Below are 16,086 nucleotides of genomic sequence, written 5' to 3'. Positions count from 1 at the left end.
CAGACCCTGTGAGTAAAGTCACTGGATTTTCCGGTCCCGGTACCGCATCATTACCGTGGTAACAGCAAGCAAAGCCCGGAGACCCTAGATGCGAACCGCCACGGCTCTGACCCGCTTCGTCGCACCTATGATCGCCACCGGCGTTCTGATGGCCGGCTGCGGGCAGGCGCCCCCCACCCCCGTATCCGCTTCGGATACCTCCACCACAACCCCCGGCAGTGCCGCCGGCCCGTCCGCCGGTACGAAAACGCCCGGCAAATCTGGGGCCCGTACGGCCGCGGGCGCCCCCGGGGAGCCCGTCGCCGCGGGCGCCGGGCAGAAGTCCCTGCTCGTGCCCCTCCCCAACCCGTCCACGATGGCCCCGGGTACGATCTATCGAAACCCTGCAAATGGCCGGGACGAAGTCGTCGTCGGCAACATCGCGCGGACGGCTCTCATCATCGGGGATTCCCAGTCGGAACCGGAGACCGGCTGGCCGCGGCAGGGCCTGGCGGCCGTGGGCTATGACGTCTTTTTCTGCGGCCTGGGCGGCACCGGTTATGTCGCCGCCAACGGCAAGACGGGCAACTACATCGATGCCCTGCAGCGCGGGGACTGGAAGCTGCCCTACGGGGAGCCGGCCCTCGTCGTTATCGAAGGCGGCGGAAACGATGCTTCCCGCGGGGCCTCGGACGCGCAGATCGTTGCGAACGCGGAGCGCCTGATAGCGTCCCTGCGGCAGCGCTACCCGGGTTCAAAGCTGGCAATGATCGGCACCCTGGCCCGCGGCGCCAACTACGGCGGCGGCCGCCGCTCCCAGGTGGATTCACTGCTGGGAAGCGTCGCCGCGAAGCATGCCATCCCGTTCGTCAGCGTCGGAGACTGGCTGACGAAGTACAACCTGACTGCGCAGATGGCGGACGGCGTGCACATGAACAACGTCGGCCACGGGGAGCTGGGAAAGATTCTGGCCGGCCGGTTGCAGGAGATGGGACTCGAGCTCCCGCCTCCCGGACCGGTTTCACCGGCCGGCAGCTAGGTTCACGCGGGACCCGCCCCCGCCAAGCGGGTACCGGGCGATACCGCGCAGCGGGTACCGGGCAAACAGAAGGAGCCGGTGTCCACCTCAGGGTGGGCACCGGCTCCTTCGTTCTTGGCGCTAAAAGGTCAGGCAACTTCCGGCGGAAGCATGAGCCTCGCGCCGGGGATGGCGTTGAGCAAGGCCTTGGTGTAGTCCTGCTGCGGGGAGTCGAAGACCTCGTCTGTGGAACCGGTCTCGACCAGCTTGCCCTTCTCCATGACGCAGACGTGGTCAGCGATCTGCCGGACCACCGCCAGGTCATGGGTGATGAACAGGTAGGTCAGCCCCAGCCGGGACTGCAGGTCCGCGAGCAGGTTCAGCACCTGCGCCTGCACCAGCACGTCGAGCGCCGAAACGGCCTCGTCGCAGATGATGACCTCGGGGTCAAGGGCCAGGGCACGGGCGATCGCCACGCGCTGGCGCTGGCCGCCGGAAAGCTCGTTCGGGTACCGCTGCATTGTGGACTGCGGCAGTGCCACTTGGTCCAGCAGTTCCCGGACCTTCTTCTCCCGGCTGGGCTTGTCGCCGATCTTGTGGGTCCGCAGCGGCTCCTCGATGGTCCGGAAGATGTTGTACATCGGGTCGAGCGAACCGTACGGATCCTGGAAGATCGGCTGCACGCGGCGGCGGAAGGCGAAGAGTTCCTTGCTGTTCAGCGTGGAGGTGTCGACGCCGTCGAACACGATCTTGCCCGACGTGGGGGTCAGCAGGTTCAGCACCATCTGCGCCACCGTGGACTTGCCGGAGCCCGACTCCCCCACGATCGCCGTCGTGGTTCCGCGCCTGACGGAGAACGAGACGTCGTCCACCGCGGTGAAGTCGGTGGAGCGGCCGAGCCCGGACCGGAGCTTGAATACCTTGCGGAGGTTCTGGATCTGCAGGACTTCATCGGGCAGGGTCGGTTCCACGACGGCGGCGTCCTCGGCCGGTGCCAGCAGGTCCTCCGACTCGACGCCCTGTTCCTTGGCGGCCTGGATCCGGCGGGAGGCCAGGGACGGAGCCGAGGCGACCAGCCGCTGGGTGTACGGGTGCTGCGGGTTCTGCAGCAGCTCCAGCGACGGACCGGATTCCACCACCTGGCCGCGGTACATCACCACGACCTTGTCGGCGCGTTCGGCAGCGAGGCCCAGGTCGTGGGTGATCAGCAGCACGGCGGTGCCGAGTTCGGTGGTCATCTTGTCCAGGTGGTCCAGGATCTGCCGCTGCACGGTGACGTCCAGGGCCGAGGTCGGCTCATCGGCGATGAGCAGGCGCGGCTGGCAGGACAGGCCGATCGCGATCAGGGCACGCTGGCGCATGCCGCCGGAGAACTCGTGCGGGTACTGCTTTGCCCGCCGGGCCGCGTCGGGAAGGCCGGCCTGGGAGAGGACCGTGGCGACGTCGTCCGGACCGTCGGGCAGGCCGTTGGCCTTCAGCGTCTCGCGGACCTGGTGGCCGATCTTCCAGACCGGGTTCAGGTTGGACATCGGGTCCTGCGGGACCATGCCGATGCTGTTGCCGCGCAGTTCGATCATCCGTTTTTCGCCGGCGTGGGAAATATCCTCGCCGTCGAAGAGGATCTGGCCGCCGGAAACCCGGCCGTTGCTGGGCAGCAGGCCGATGGCGGCCAGCGCCGTCGTCGACTTGCCGGAGCCGGACTCCCCCACGATGGCCACGGTTTCCCCGGGCATCACGGTGAGGTGGGCGTTCCGGACGGCGTTAACCTCGCCGCCGCTGGTTTTGAAGCTGATCGCCAGGTCCCTGATTTCAAGGAGCGGACGCCGGGCGGCCGTTCCTTCTTCACGGATTTCAACAGGGGCGTTCATGGCTTCCCCTTTCATCGCTTGCGCGCTTTGGGATCGAGAGCATCTCGCAGGGCATCGCCCAGCATGATGAAGCTCAGAACGGTGATGGAAAGTGCGATGGCCGGGTACAGCAGCGGCATCGGGTTGGAGCGCAGGGAGGCCTGCGCGGCCTGGATGTCGTTGCCCCAGGACATCACGCTGGGCGGGAGTCCGATGCCCAGGAATGACAGGGTCGATTCCGCGACGATGAAGGTGCCGAGCGAAATCGTGGCCACCACGATGATCGGGGCCAGCGAATTCGGCATAACGTGCCGCATCAGCGCGCCGAACTTGGAGACGCCGAGAGAGCGTGCAGCGGTCACGAAGTCCGCGTTGCGCACCTCGATCACGGCGCCGCGGGTGATCCGGGCGATCTGCGGCCAGCCGAAGGTCATCAGGATCAGAACCAGCGTCCACGCGGTTCGGTTGGCCCGGAACATCGGCAGCTGCATCACGACGATGGCGCCGAGGATCAGCGGCAGGGCGAAGAAGATGTCGTTGATGCGGGCCAGCACGGCGTCAACCCAGCCGCCGTAGTAACCGGCCAAGGCTCCCATGATGCCGCCGATCAGCAGCACACCGATGGTGGTGAACAGCCCGACGGTCACGGAGGACCGGGTGCCGAAAATCACCCGGGCGTAGACGTCGCAGCCCTGCTGGGTAAAGCCCAGCGGGTGCCCTGCGGCGGGACCGCCGTCGGAGTTGGCCAGCTGGCATGCCTCGGAGGTCGGGTCGATCGGCGAGAAGAGGCCCGGGAAGAGGGACACGGCGACGACGACCAGGATGAGGAAGGCGGAAATCAGGAACAGCGGCTGCTTGCGCAGGTTCCGCCACGCCTCGGCCCAGAGGCTGAGCGGCGCCTGGTCTTCCTTGACCTTGTCCGTGGCCTGCAGCGGCGTTTCGGCAAAGTCGGCAACGAAGTGCTCGATGTGGCGCGTCGCGGGCACCGAAGCGCCCTGCCTTTCGGTGGTGGAATCAGGAGTCATAGCGGATCCTCGGGTCAAGCCAGGCGTACAGCAGGTCAACGAGCAGGTTGGAGAGGCAGTAGATCAGCACCAGCACGGTGACGATCGAGACCACCGTGGGGCCTTCGCCGGACAGCACCGCCCGGTAGAGCCGGTTGCCGACGCCGGGCACGTTGAAGATGCCTTCGGTGACGATCGCACCGCCCATCAGGCTGCCCAGGTCCGCGCCAAGGAACGTGATGACGGGGATCAGGGAGTTGCGCAGGATGTGCACCCGCACCACGCGGAAGCGGGACAGGCCCTTGGCCGTGGCGGTGCGCACGTAGTCGGCGTTCATGTTCTCGATGACCGAGGTGCGGGTCAGGCGCAGCACGTAGGCGAAGGAGCCCAGGCCCAGCACGATGGCCGGCAGGATCAGGTCCTGTACGGTGGCCGCGGAACTCACGGTGGGTTTCGCCCAGCCGAGCTGGACACCGATGGTGAACTGCAGCAGGAAGCCCAGCACGAAGATCGGGATACCGATGACCACCAGCGAGGCGACCAGGACGGTAGCGTCGAAGATCTTGCCCTTGCGGAGGCCGGCGATGAGACCGAAGATGATGCCGAACACGGCTTCGAAGATCAGCGCCATCACGGCGAGCCGGGCGGTGACGGGGAAGACCTCGCCCAGCACCGCGGCGATCGGGCGGCCGGAGAAGTCCTGGCCCAGGTCGAAGGTGAAGATGCTCTTCAGGTAGAGCAGGTATTGGATCCAGAACGGTTGGTCCAGGTGGTACTGGGCCCGGAGCTTCGCAGCGACGGCTTCATTGACCGGCTTGTCGCCGAACAGGGCGACGATCGGGTCGCCGGGGAGGCTGAAGACCAGGAAGTAGACCAGCAGCGTGGCGCCCAGGAAGACGGGGATCAGTTGGAGGAAACGCTTGAGGATGTAAGTCGCCATCAGCGAAGCACACCCTTGTCAGCAGGCATCCGGTCCAGGGATGCGGCGGAGTTGTTCATCGAAGAACCTTTTCAGTATTGATGCAGGCCGGCGCCGGAACGGTCACGGTGCGCCGGGCTGCGAAAAGTACGCCCGGGTCTCGGGCCATCAGGAAGAAATCGGCGTCAAAGCAAAACAACGGCGGAGGCCCCTTCCAGGCAGCCCCCGCCGTTGTTCAGTTCTTACTTGCCAGTGATGTTGTAGTACAGCGGAACGCCGTCCCAGCCGTAGTCAACATTGGTGACCTTGTCGCTCCAGCCGCCCTGGGCGACCTGGTACCAGAGCGGGATGGCCGGAAGGTCGGTCAGGAGGATTTCCTGGGCCTTGTTCATGGCCTTGTTGCCTTCGGCGACCGAGGAAGCGGCGAGGCCGTCCGAGATGGCCTTGTCGAAGGTCGGGTTCGCGTACTTCGCGTCGTTGGAGCCGGCACCGGTCTTGTAGATCGGGCCGAGGAAGTTGTACAGCGACGGGTAGTCAGCCTGCCAGCCGGCACGGATCGAACCGGTCAGGGTCTTCGCGGTCGCGTCGTTGCGGGCTTCCTTGAAGGTGGCGTACGGCTTGCCTTCGACCTTGATGCCGAGGGTGTTCTTGAGCTGGTTCACGACAGCTTCAACCCAGGCCTTGTGGCCGCCCTTGTCGGCGTTGTAGGCGATGGTGAAGGTCTTGCCGGCGTCCCACTTCTGGATCGCGTCGGCCTTGGCCCAGGTCTCCTTGGCCTTGGCGGCGTCGAACTTCAGGTTCTCGGAACCCGGGATGGAGTCGCTGTAGCCGTCCAGGACGGGGGCGGTGAAGTCCTTGGCGGGCTGGCGCGCGCCGTTGAAGATGACCTTGGTGATTTCGTCGCGGTTGATGGCCATGGAAAGGGCCTGGCGGCGCAGCTTGCCGGCTTCACCGCTCCACTCCGGCAGGTATTCCGGAATCGCGATGGTCTGGTTGCCGGCGTACGGCTTGTTGATGGTGCGCTCGCCCAGGTCGGACTTGAAGTTCTTCAAGGCGCTGGTCGGGATGGTCTGCAGGATGTCCAGGTTGTTGGACAGCAGGTCCTGGTACGCGGCGTCGTCGTTCTGGAAGATCTTGAACGTCACGCCGGCGTTCTTGGCCTTGCGCGGGCCGTTGTAGTCCGGGTTCGGGACAAGCTGGATCTGCACGTTGTGCTGCCAGCCGCCTTCGGCCATCTTGTACGGGCCGTTGCCGACCGGCTTCTCGCCGAAGCCCTTCGGGTCCTTCAGGGCGCCGGACGGAACCGGGACGAAGGCGGTGTAGCCGAGGCGCAGCGGCCAGTCGGATTCGGGCTGCTTGAGTTCAACGGTGAACGTCTGGTCGTCAACGACCTTCAGGCCGGACATGGTCTCGACGGTGGAGCCTTCGGCGCTGGCCTCGTCGTAGCCCTTGATGCTTTCGAAGAAGCCGCCGCTGAGCTGGGCGTTCTTGGCTGCCGCGCCGAAGTTCCAGGAGTCAACGAAGGTCTTGGCGGTGATGGCCTCGCCGTTGGTGAACTTCTGGTCCTTCTTGAGCTTGATGGTGAAGTGCTGGCCGTCCTTGCCCTCGATGGACTCGGCCAGTTCGTTCACGGGCTTGCCGTTGGGGTCGTAGCTGACGAGACCGGCGAACATGAGTTCGATGACCTTGCCGCCGCCGACCTCGTTGGTGTCGGCCGGCATCAGCGGGCGCTGGGGCTCCGAGCCGTCGGCGAGGATGACCTTGCTGGTGTCGCCACCGGTGCTGCCGCCGGCGGTGTTGGAACCGCCGCCGCCGCAACCGGTCAGGGCCATGGCAGCGATGGCCACCATGCCCAGTGCTTTGGAAGTGCGCGAAAAACGCATTCCGCCTCCTAAGAGTTGTGGGAGTTCGTTCGGGAAAGACTTGTGCTTCCCGGCAGGCCCGGGCACAGGGGTATCCCTTGTGACGTGGCCTACATGTGGAAGTAGCCTAACCGCAAAGTGTCCGGATAATGGAACTCCGTTGCCAAACCGTGATCCGACAATGCCGTGACGGTTAGCGTCAAGCGAAACGCATTTCAAGTCACACATTACCGGCTGGTAGGATTCGCTCCTTCCGGGACACCGGGTTACTCTCCCCTAACTGAAACTCCCCCGGCGGCGGCGGCGCCGAGCCCGCGGCCCGGCGCCTAACTTGCCCCCGACAGCAGTTGGGCGCGCAGCTCCCGCCGCTCGCGCTGTTTCTCCGGGTCCGGCAGCGGAACGGCCGCAAGGAGACGCTGCGTGTAGGGCTCCTGGGGGTTGCGCAGGATCTGGTCGCGGGTGCCCTGTTCGACGATCCGGCCGCGCTGCATCACGCAGATCCGGTCGGCCAGCACATCGACCACCGCCAGGTCGTGGGTGACGAAGAGGCACGCGAAGCCCAGTTCCTTCTGCAGGTGCTGGAACAGTTCAAGCACCTTCGCCTGGACGGAGACGTCCAGCGCCGAGGTGGGTTCGTCGGCCACCATCAGCTTCGGCTTCAGCGACAGTGCCCGGGCGATGCCCACGCGCTGCTTCTGCCCGCCGGAGAGCTCGTGCGGGTAGCGGTTGCGGTAGTCGCGCGGCAGCTCCACCTGGTCCAGCAGGGCTTCGATCCGCGACTGCAGCTCCGCGCCCTTGGCGACTTTGGCGAGGAACATCGGCTCACCGATGCTTTCTCCGATCGGCAGGCGCGGGTTCAGTGAGGACGAGGGGTCCTGGAACACCATGCCGACGTGCCGGCGCATGTCGTGCAGCTGCCGGCCGTTCTTTTTAGCCGCGGAGATGTCCTGCCCCACCACTTTCATAGTGCCGGCGGCGACGGGGAGCAGCCCGACTGCTGCGCGGCCGATCGTGGTTTTGCCCGAGCCGGATTCGCCCACGAGGCCAACGACCTGACCCTGATAGATGGCAAGGTTGGCGCCCTCGACGGCGCGGAACGCCGGCACGCGGCCCTGCTTGGGGTACTCGATGGCCACGTTGGTGAGCTCCAGGACCGGCTCGCCCTGCGGCTTTGCGGCCTCGGCGGCGGCCAGCGCGGCCGCGTTTTCACGCTCGCGCCGAAGCAGTTCCGCGCGCGGGATGACCTGGATCTCGGCCTGCGTCGCCGCGGCGAGGGCTGCCGTGACGTCCACGTCGCTCTCCGCAGTGCCCTGGCCGAGGTGGGGGACGGCGGCCAGCAGTGCCTTGGTGTATTCGTGCTGCGGATTGTGGAAGATCTCCGCCGCGGTGCCAGTTTCCACGATCAGGCCCCGGCGCATCACCGCGATCCGGTCCGCGAGGTCGGCCACCACGCCCATGTCGTGGGTGATGAGCACGATGGCGCTGTCAAGCTTGTTGCGCAGGTTGCGCATCAGGTCCAGGATTTCCGCCTGGACGGTGACGTCGAGGGCCGTGGTGGGCTCGTCCGCGATCAACAGCTTCGGGTCGCATGAGAGGGACTGGGCGATCATGGCCCGCTGGCGCTGGCCGCCGGAGAGCTGGTGCGGGTAGGATTTGAAGGCCTTTTCCGGGTCCGGCAATTCCACCAGTTCAAGCATCCGGACGGCTCGTTCCCGGGCCTGGTCCGGTGAGACTTCGTTATGCAGCCGGATGGTTTCCACGATCTGCGCGCCCACGGTGTAGACCGGGTTCAGAGCCGTCATGGGTTCCTGGAAGATCACCGCGACATCCTTGCCGCGGACGGACCGGATGTTTGACTCGTTGGCGCCGAGCAGTTCCCTGCCGGCCAGCTTCACGCTGCCGCTGACCCGGCTGTTGCTGGGCAGCAGGCCCAGCAGCGCCATCGAGCTGGCGCTCTTGCCGGATCCGGACTCCCCCACGATCGCCAGCACCTCGCCGGCTCGCACCTCGTAGTTCAGGCCGATCGCGGCGGGTACCCACTTCTTGTCCACGCCGAAGTCAACGCTGAGGTCGCGGACCTCCAGCACGGCGTCGCCTTTTCCGGGCGTGGGAGCCGGAGCCGGGTCCAGGGTGGTGAAATCAGTCATGAGGGGTTTGTTCCTTCCACCCGGGCCACCGTTGCACCGCTGATTAGTGCCGGAACCCGGAATACTGAATTATGGGGGGCATGAGCACTGTGCCCGATGCCGGAAACGTCGAAATCTTCAAGGCCCGGACCAACAAATGGTTCGCGTGGCTGGCCTGGGCGGTGGCGGCCTTCGGCCTGGCGGTCACAGTGGCCTCGGCGGGGCCCGCCGGCCTGCTCAGCAGCCCGCCGCTGCTGCTGATCGCGTTTTTGGGCTGGCAGTTCTTTTGGATTCCCGCCGTCGTAGTGCACGACGGCGGCGTCACCTTGGACAACCCGTTCCGGTCGGTCCTGGTGCCGTGGGCGGCCCTGGTGCACGTGGACACCCGCTACGCCCTGACCCTGGTCACGGCGCACAAGAGCTACGCGGCCTGGGCCGCTCCGGCTCCCGGAATCTGGGGCGGCCGGAATGCTCGTCCCGAGGATCTGCACGGGCTTCCGGATACCAGCTACGGGCCGGGGAAGTCGGTCCGCCCCGGTGACCTTAAAACCACCGACTCCGGCCAGGCTGCCCGCCTGGTGCGCCTGCGCTGGCAGGGATTGGTGGATACCGGTGCGCTGGCCACGGGCGAGGCAGCCACCACGGCCGTCATCGTGAAGCCCCGCTGGGCGGTGATCGGCGTCGCCGTGCTGCTGCTTGCGGCCAGTTACTGGACGGTCGCTGCCGCCTAGGCCGCTGCCCTCCCTCCGCGCGTCAGCACGGCTTCTTCCCGCCGTCACCAGACTGCACATCTAGCTGTCCTTGGTGCCGTCGAACGCGGTGACTGCGCTCTTCTCTGCCGCCGGCGCCGCAGCCGGGGGTCCGGCAGGAGCGGTGCCGCCGCGGACCTTCTTGGCGTTGAACTTCTTCTGCCGCGGATCGAACGCGTCCCGCAGGCCGTCGCCGATGAAGTTGATGCTCAGGCAGATCAGCACGATGAACAGGCCCGGGAACCAGAACAGCCAGGGCCTGGTGGAGAAGGCCTGCTGGTTTTGCGAGATGAGCAGGCCCAGGGAGGTGTCCGGCGCCTTCACGCCGACGCCCAGGAAGCTCAGCGCCGTTTCGGTGAGGATCGCGGCAGACATGGTCAGCGTGACGTTCACGATCAGCACCCCGACGGCGTTGGGCAGGATGTGCTTGAAGATGATCCGCGCGTTGCTCGCACCGGAGATCCGCGCGGCGTCGACGAACTCCCGCTCCCGCAGTGACAGGAACTCGCCGCGCATCAGCCGGGCAAGGCTGACCCAGCTGATCAGGCCGAGGAAGATGCCCAGGGCCAACACACCGTTGCTGCTCGCAAAGGACGCGAACCAGCTGCTGGAGTCCCGGCGGCCGGCCATTTGGGCCATCACTGCGGCGAGCAGCAGGGCGGGGATAATGATGATGACGTCGGTCAGGCGCATCAGCACCGCTTCGGCCCAGCCGCGGAAGTAACCGGAGACCGCACCGACGAGGACGCCGAGCAGGCCGGCAATCAGGCCGATCACCACCATCACGGTGATGGACTGCTGTGCGCCGCGCATGGTCATGGCGAACAGGTCACGGCCGATCCGGTCCTGGCCGAACGGGTGCTCGCCCCAGGCCAGCGGCCAAAGCGAGGAGGTCGGGGCGCCGTCATTTACTAGCGGCGACACTGCTTCGTGGTCGTACTTCCACCAGCCGGGGATGCCCAGGTAGCCCACCGACGTGAAGGCGAGCAGGAAGATGAAGGCGAAGACCGCCAGGCCGATGATCGCGCCGGTGTGCCCAAGAAAACGTTTACGGACGATCTGGCCCTGGCTCAGGCCCTTCGCTTCGAGGACAGGTTCGATTCCGGCCGCGGGCGTGCTGCCCAGGGCGGCGTCTTCGGCCATGATTTCGTCTTGCTGGCTTGGCTGGCTCATGCTTTTACCCTTACGCGCGGATCGAGAGCGGAGTACGCGAGATCCGCAATCAGGTTGAAACCCATGGCCGTGATGGCAACACAGAGGAAAACGCCCATGACCGGGTTCGGGTCGATGTGGGTGATGCCGTCCAAGAAGAGGAAGCCCATGCCGCGGACCGAGAAGACGGACTCGGTGATGACGGCACCGCCGATCAAGCCGCCGATGTCGAACGCCACGATGGTGGCGATCGGAATCAGCGCGTTGCGGAAAGCGTGGCGCATCACGACGGTGCGCTCCGAGACGCCCTTCGCGCGGGCGGTCCGGATGTAGTCCATGTTCATGATTTCCAGCATCGAGGCCCTGGTGAAGCGCGTGTAGCTGGCCAGGGAGATCAGGATCAGCGCCATCGTGGGCAGGATCAGGTGCGTGAACGAATCCAGGCCCAGTACCCAGAAGTCCCCCTGGATGTTTGGGGTGTTGGCACCGATCGTGGCAATCGGCCGCCCGCGCACGCGGCTGTTGTTGAAGTAGGTGGGCCAGGCCTGCATGTAGCGATCCAACAGGATCAGCGCCCCGACGAGGAAGGACGTGATGGCCGCGGCGCGCATCGACTGGCCGCGGTCGTAGCCGCCCATGACGTAGCCGATGCCCAGGCCCACCAGGATGGAGGCGGCTGCCAGCAGCACGATCATCAGCAAGGTCGCTTCGTTCAGCAGCGGCTGGACGACGAAATAGAGGACGACGCCGACGGCGACGGCGATCAGGGCCGACTGCAGCGCCTTGCGGTTCTTGAGTCCCGCGGACAGCAAGGTGACGGCGAAGGCGATGCCCACCCCGGCGATGGCGATGACAACCGGGCCAAGGCCGGGCGTCTTGAACCACTCGGTGGCGGAGAAATAGATGAGCACCGCGCTGACGAAGGCAAAGACGACGCCGCCGACGGTCAGTCGCCGTTTCAAGGCGCCGCCGGCGGCGACGGCTGCCACCAGACCGAGCGCGGCACCGATGCCCAGCGCCGCAGGCAGCGGCACATCGGGGCTCCGGAGGAAGTCGTTGAAGCCGATGGCCCCGAATTCCTTCAGCAGGACGGCGACCCAGAAGATGGGCAGCGAGAAGAACAGGAAGGCCATGAACGTTACGCCGTAGTCCAGGGCGCTGTACTGGCGCAGGGCCGTGACGATGCCCAGCGTGATACCGATCAGAATGGCCAGCACCGTGGCGCCGGTGACGAGGGTCAGGGTCTGGACGAGCGCGTGGCCGAGGGCGTCAGTGACGGGCTGGCCGGCGATGTTCTTGCCAAGGTCACAGGAATTGGCGAACGGGATGAGGCACTGTGCCGCCCCGCCGAGCCACCTGAAGTAGCGAACGGGGGCCGGGACATCCAGTTGCAGGAGCTCGGTGCGCGCGTCCATCAGCGCTTGTTTTTGCGGGGAGTTGTTGACGCGGAATTCCTCGAGGGGGTCTCCGGACGCCGCTGTCAGGAGGTACACCAGGAAGGAAGCGCCGAGAAGAATGAGCGCGGCTGTCATAAGCCGCCGGACTATATAAGTCACCATGGGGGTACAACCTCGGTATTCGGGCCCAGGGATTGCCAGGACCGGTCGCAGGGTTCGGCCGGATGCTGCGGGGATACGGCGGCGGCCAAGCCATCGTCAGGGTGCCGCTAGAAAGGCGTCGGGACCGTAGAGCCGTGGTCCCGACGCCTTTAGCTAGCAGTGCTACTTGCGGTCGTGGCTACTTCTGCGCCCACTCCCAGAAGTTCCACCAGACACCGGTCTGGTTGGGCATGTACTTCACGCCGGTGATGCGGTCGCTGTAAGCTTCCACACCAACCGCCTGGAAGAGCGGCAGGCCGTACGCGGACGCCCAGATCTTCTTGTCGATCTGCTTGATCAGGTCGTCCTGCTTGGTCTTATCGGTGGTAACGATCAGTTCATCCATCAGCTTGTCGGCCTCGGGATCGGAGAACTTGTTGAAGTTGGAGTCGTTTCCGGTCCGGAAGATCTGCGGAACGCCGGAAACGCCGACGCCCGAGTTGATCCAGCCGAAGATGGTGGCGTCGTAGCCGCCCTTGCCCAGGGCCTTGCCCCAGTCAGACTTGCCCAGGCCGCCGTCGACGATCTTGAAGCCGGCCTTGGTGGCCGACTCGCGGATCAGCGAGAAGGAATCGACGCGGTTGGGGTTGTCCTTGTTGTACATGATCCGGACTTCCGGGGTGGCACCGTTGAGGAGCTTCTTGGCGCCCTCGATGTCAGCCTCCTTGTAAGCGGAGGATCCGTTCTCCTTGACCGAGTCAGCGTAGGCAGCCTGGTCCGGGACGAAGAGCTGGGAATCCAGCGGGGCGGCCTTGTCGTCAAGCTTCTTGACGATCTTGTCCACGATGTCCTTGCGCGGGACGGCCTTCATGAAGGCCTCGCGGACGTTCTTGTCAGCGAACGGGCCGGTGTAGTTCAGGTCGATGTGGTCGTAGGAGAGCTGGTTGCCGACATCGACGGTGACGCCCTGGCTCTGCAGTGCCTTGAGCTGCTCGACCGTGTCGGCGGAGGCCTGCGGGGCGATGATGTCGGCTTCGCCGTTCTTCAGCGCCTGGACCTGGGCCGGAGCTTCGCCGATGTAGCGGACAGTGATCTCGTCCAGCTTGGCTTCCGGGCCCCAGTTGTAGTCCTTGTTCTTGACCATGGTCAGGGACTGGTCCTGGTTCACGCTCTTGACGATGAAGGGACCGTTGGACAGGTACAGGCTCGGGTCTGCCGGGAGCGTCTTGGTGTCGAACCCGGTGTTCCACATGTCGCCCATGGCCTTGAGCTGAGCATTCGCCGGCTTCGGGGCCTTCGCGTCACCGCGGGGCATGCCCTTGAGCAGGTCCACGAACGCCTTGGTGTCGGCCAGGCCGGCCTTCTTCGCCAGGACGTGCGCCGGGATGTCGATGCCGGGGCCGCCGAGGGCGATTTCCCAGTCCGCGAAGGGCTTGGAGTACTTGATCGTCATGGAGCGGCCGTCGGCGCCCATCTCCGGGAAGTCGGTGAGGGCGATGCCGGTCGAGTCACCGGCGTAGGAGAAGTACGACGTTCCGGTCTTGGCTTTCGCGTCGGCGTCGTTGTAGTAGCCGGAGAAGGCAGCCCACTGCAGCAGGAGGTCGGCGGCGGTGACGGGCGTCCCGTCGGACCACTTCACGCCGTCGTTGATGGTGTACTTGACGGTCAGCGGGTTGTCCGAGGTCTTTTCCATCTTGCCGAACTTTTCGTTGCGCACAACGTTCAGCTTGTTGTCGATGTAGTAGAACCCCGAGTGGGTGGCGTAGCTGATCTTCGAGTTGATGTCAGTGTTGCCGTCAGCGGTGTTGGGGTTGAACGTGTTGAACGCGTTCACCTCGACGACCGTTGCCGATCCGCCTGACTTGGCTGCCGCAGCCGACGACGACGGGGTTGTCCCGCCGCTGTTGCCGGCGCAGGCACTCAGTGCGAGCGCGGCAGCCGCCGCAACCCCCACTGCTTTGGAAATACGACCGAAGCGCATTCCGCCTCCTTGTTTCTGTGGTGTGGATGAGACCGGCGCCTGAGGCACCAGTTAGACGTGCACACTCCCCCAGCGGCAGTGTGGCGCGTCTCACATGGCATGAAGCGTAAACCCGCGGGAGGGCCGAACGGCGGGAAAGTCGACCAGAGATATAGTTCGTTACCGAGCTGCAACAATCGGCGGGACGAAGTTGTAAATTTTGTGCAGATTCATTGACGGATACGGGAACCGCGGGATATGGCAGCGGGTACGGCAAAGCGCGCTATTCCGTAACGGGCACCTTTCGAGTTAATCCGGCTTTACAGATCCCTTTAGCCGCGGAGGGCCTCGGCTTCGAGGACGAAAAAGATGAAGCACAGGAAGGCTGTCCTCTCGCCGTTGCGGATCCGCGGCGGCAGGACCTCGGGCGGCGTGTCGGGGGCTGGCCCGGGTTCACTCAGCGTGGCGATGCGGTACCCCGCCGAGGTGAAGGCGGTGATCATCGCGGAAAGAGGCCGGTGCCAGAAACTCAGGACCGCAGGATCGCCGTCGAACTCGTAATCCTCCGCGTACTGCCGGATGGCGAAGTAATCCTCACTCGGGTAATTGACCACGCTGACCGCGGGGTGGTTTACCGACACGATCAGGCGCCCGCCGGGCTTCAGCACGCGGCGCAGTTCGGCAAGCGGCCCCGACCAGTCCTCAAGATAGTGCAGGACCAAGGATGCGACGACGTCGTCAAAGGAGTCATCGGCGAAGGGCAGCGGCTTGCTGAGGTCCGCGACATACAGGTCCGCGGAGGAACCGAGCCGTTGCCGTGCCAAATCGAGCATCGCAGGACTGGCATCGAAGCCCGACATGATCGCACCTTTCGCCCTTAAAGCCGCGGACAGGGGCCCGGACCCGCACCCTGCGTCGAGGATGCGGCGGCCGGCCACGTTGCCGGCGAGCCCGATCATCGCCGGCCGCTCGTAGTAGGCGTTGAGGAGGCTCGACTCGTTCTCCGCCGAATAGCTCCTGGCGAAACTGTCGTAGTGGTCGGCTTTCACGGGACCTCATTTCTCGGACGAACGCTCTTGGTCAGCACGATCGCCCGAGCCTAACAACCCGTTCGCGTATCCGCACGGGGCGCGCGGGGGGTGCGTTTGGTCACGGAACGTGGCTGGACTTCCGCTTCAACGTGTAGTCCTTGCTCAAGTCCTTGCTCACCCGGCTTAGACCACGCCGGAACTTTTCGCGTGCCGCGGCGCTCCGGGATTGTCTGGCCAACTTGACCTGGAACGTATCCCTTCGGCTGGTCGAGGCTGATCTTCCTCAGCGTCCCAGCGAGCGGCCAATCTGCCCAAGGGCGGCATCGTAGGCCGCATCCCAGGTCCAACCGGCCGCCGGTGCACCAGCCAACTCCAGTGACACCAGCCCGTGGACCTGGCCCCACACAACGCCGACCATCGCGGCGATCTCGTCGTCTGCTGCTCCGGGCAGGGCTGCGGCAACCGCCGCGAACAGGGGCGCAATCGAGGGCTGAGCGGCTCCTGGCGTCGGACGGCACGGCACCCGGCTGGCCAGTGAGCCGCCGAACATAAGGCCGTAGAGGACCGGATGCTCCAGCGCCCAGGTTCGGTAGGCCCGGCCCAACGCCTCGAGCCCGGCAGAGGAGGCCTCTTGTTGGGCGGCAGCAAAGGAAGCGAAGCCGTCGTCGAGCACGGCTGTCAACAGTTCCGCCTTGCCCCCGAAGAGTGAATACACCGCCGTAGTCGACGTGCCGGCGGCAGCGGCGATACTGCGCAGCGATACGGACGCGGCGCCGTCGCGCGCAATCAGAGCGGCAGCGGTATCGAGCAGCCGCCGGCGCAGGGTTTCATCGTGGACTACGGGTCTTGCCATGGAATGAGTATTGCATAACACTGTTTCGTAACGCTGTTATGAGAGGAG

12 protein-coding genes are annotated in these 16,086 nt (G+C 65.5%); 2 read left to right on the top strand and 10 right to left on the bottom strand.

The features are described 5' to 3' along the window. Positions 1-88: 88 nt before the first annotated feature. On the top strand, positions 89-1,018 hold the full coding sequence (locus tag QFZ61_RS08150; protein WP_307034979.1) for an SGNH/GDSL hydrolase family protein: 930 nt from the start codon (positions 89-91) through the stop codon (positions 1,016-1,018). 128 nt (positions 1,019-1,146) lie between these two features. Here QFZ61_RS08150 and QFZ61_RS08145 read toward each other — a convergent pair whose 3' ends face one another. The 5 genes from QFZ61_RS08145 to QFZ61_RS08125 all read right to left on the bottom strand — a co-directional run bounded on the left by QFZ61_RS08145 (position 1,147) and on the right by QFZ61_RS08125 (position 8,776). After that, on the bottom strand, positions 1,147-2,865 hold the full coding sequence (locus QFZ61_RS08145; RefSeq protein WP_307034977.1) for an ABC transporter ATP-binding protein: 1,719 nt from the start codon (positions 2,863-2,865) through the stop codon (positions 1,147-1,149). 11 nt (positions 2,866-2,876) lie between these two features. Next, a complete protein-coding gene (locus QFZ61_RS08140) occupies positions 2,877-3,869 on the bottom strand; it encodes an ABC transporter permease (RefSeq protein WP_307034976.1) in 993 nt (330 codons plus the stop codon). After that, positions 3,859-4,788: an ABC transporter permease gene (locus QFZ61_RS08135; protein WP_307034974.1), complete on the bottom strand. Its 930-nt coding sequence runs from the start codon at positions 4,786-4,788 to the stop codon at positions 3,859-3,861. Before QFZ61_RS08135 ends, QFZ61_RS08140 begins: the two co-directional genes overlap by 11 nt. 221 nt (positions 4,789-5,009) lie before the next feature. After that, complete coding sequence (locus QFZ61_RS08130) at positions 5,010-6,650, bottom strand: ABC transporter substrate-binding protein (RefSeq protein WP_307034971.1); 1,641 nt, start codon at positions 6,648-6,650, stop codon at positions 5,010-5,012. Between the two features lie 305 nt (positions 6,651-6,955). Then, entirely contained in the window at positions 6,956-8,776 is a 1,821-nt protein-coding gene (locus QFZ61_RS08125) for an ABC transporter ATP-binding protein (protein ID WP_307034969.1), read from the bottom strand. Positions 8,777-8,856: 80 nt separating this feature from the next. Between QFZ61_RS08125 and QFZ61_RS08120 the strand changes: the two genes are divergently transcribed. Next, positions 8,857-9,486: a PH domain-containing protein gene (locus tag QFZ61_RS08120; RefSeq protein ID WP_307034967.1), complete on the top strand. Its 630-nt coding sequence runs from the start codon at positions 8,857-8,859 to the stop codon at positions 9,484-9,486. 60 nt (positions 9,487-9,546) lie between these two features. On the opposite strand, the gene QFZ61_RS08115 is transcribed toward QFZ61_RS08120, so the two are convergent. From QFZ61_RS08115 to QFZ61_RS08095, 5 genes are all read right to left on the bottom strand, one after another. Beyond that, positions 9,547-10,647 (bottom strand): ABC transporter permease, encoded by a 1,101-nt coding sequence (locus QFZ61_RS08115; RefSeq protein ID WP_307038063.1) that lies wholly within the window; start codon positions 10,645-10,647, stop codon positions 9,547-9,549. A 26-nt stretch (positions 10,648-10,673) separates the two neighbouring features. Next, the gene (locus QFZ61_RS08110) at positions 10,674-12,215 is read right to left on the bottom strand and encodes an ABC transporter permease (RefSeq protein ID WP_307034965.1); all 1,542 of its coding nucleotides are present in this window, start codon (positions 12,213-12,215) and stop codon (positions 10,674-10,676) included. Between the two features lie 178 nt (positions 12,216-12,393). Beyond that, positions 12,394-14,175: an ABC transporter family substrate-binding protein gene (locus tag QFZ61_RS08105; RefSeq protein ID WP_307034963.1), complete on the bottom strand. Its 1,782-nt coding sequence runs from the start codon at positions 14,173-14,175 to the stop codon at positions 12,394-12,396. A 311-nt stretch (positions 14,176-14,486) separates the two neighbouring features. Beyond that, positions 14,487-15,203, bottom strand: coding sequence for a class I SAM-dependent methyltransferase (locus QFZ61_RS08100; RefSeq protein WP_307034960.1), 717 nt, complete (start codon positions 15,201-15,203; stop codon positions 14,487-14,489). 265 nt (positions 15,204-15,468) lie between these two features. Next, a complete protein-coding gene (locus QFZ61_RS08095) occupies positions 15,469-16,038 on the bottom strand; it encodes a TetR/AcrR family transcriptional regulator (protein ID WP_307034958.1) in 570 nt (189 codons plus the stop codon). Positions 16,039-16,086 lie beyond the last annotated feature (48 nt).

It is taken from the genome of Arthrobacter sp. B3I4, from assembly GCF_030816855.1.
GTDB lineage: Bacteria > Actinomycetota > Actinomycetes > Actinomycetales > Micrococcaceae > Arthrobacter.
The sequence above is the reverse complement of the archived record's forward strand: the minus strand, read 5'-3'. Positions and strand labels throughout refer to the sequence as shown.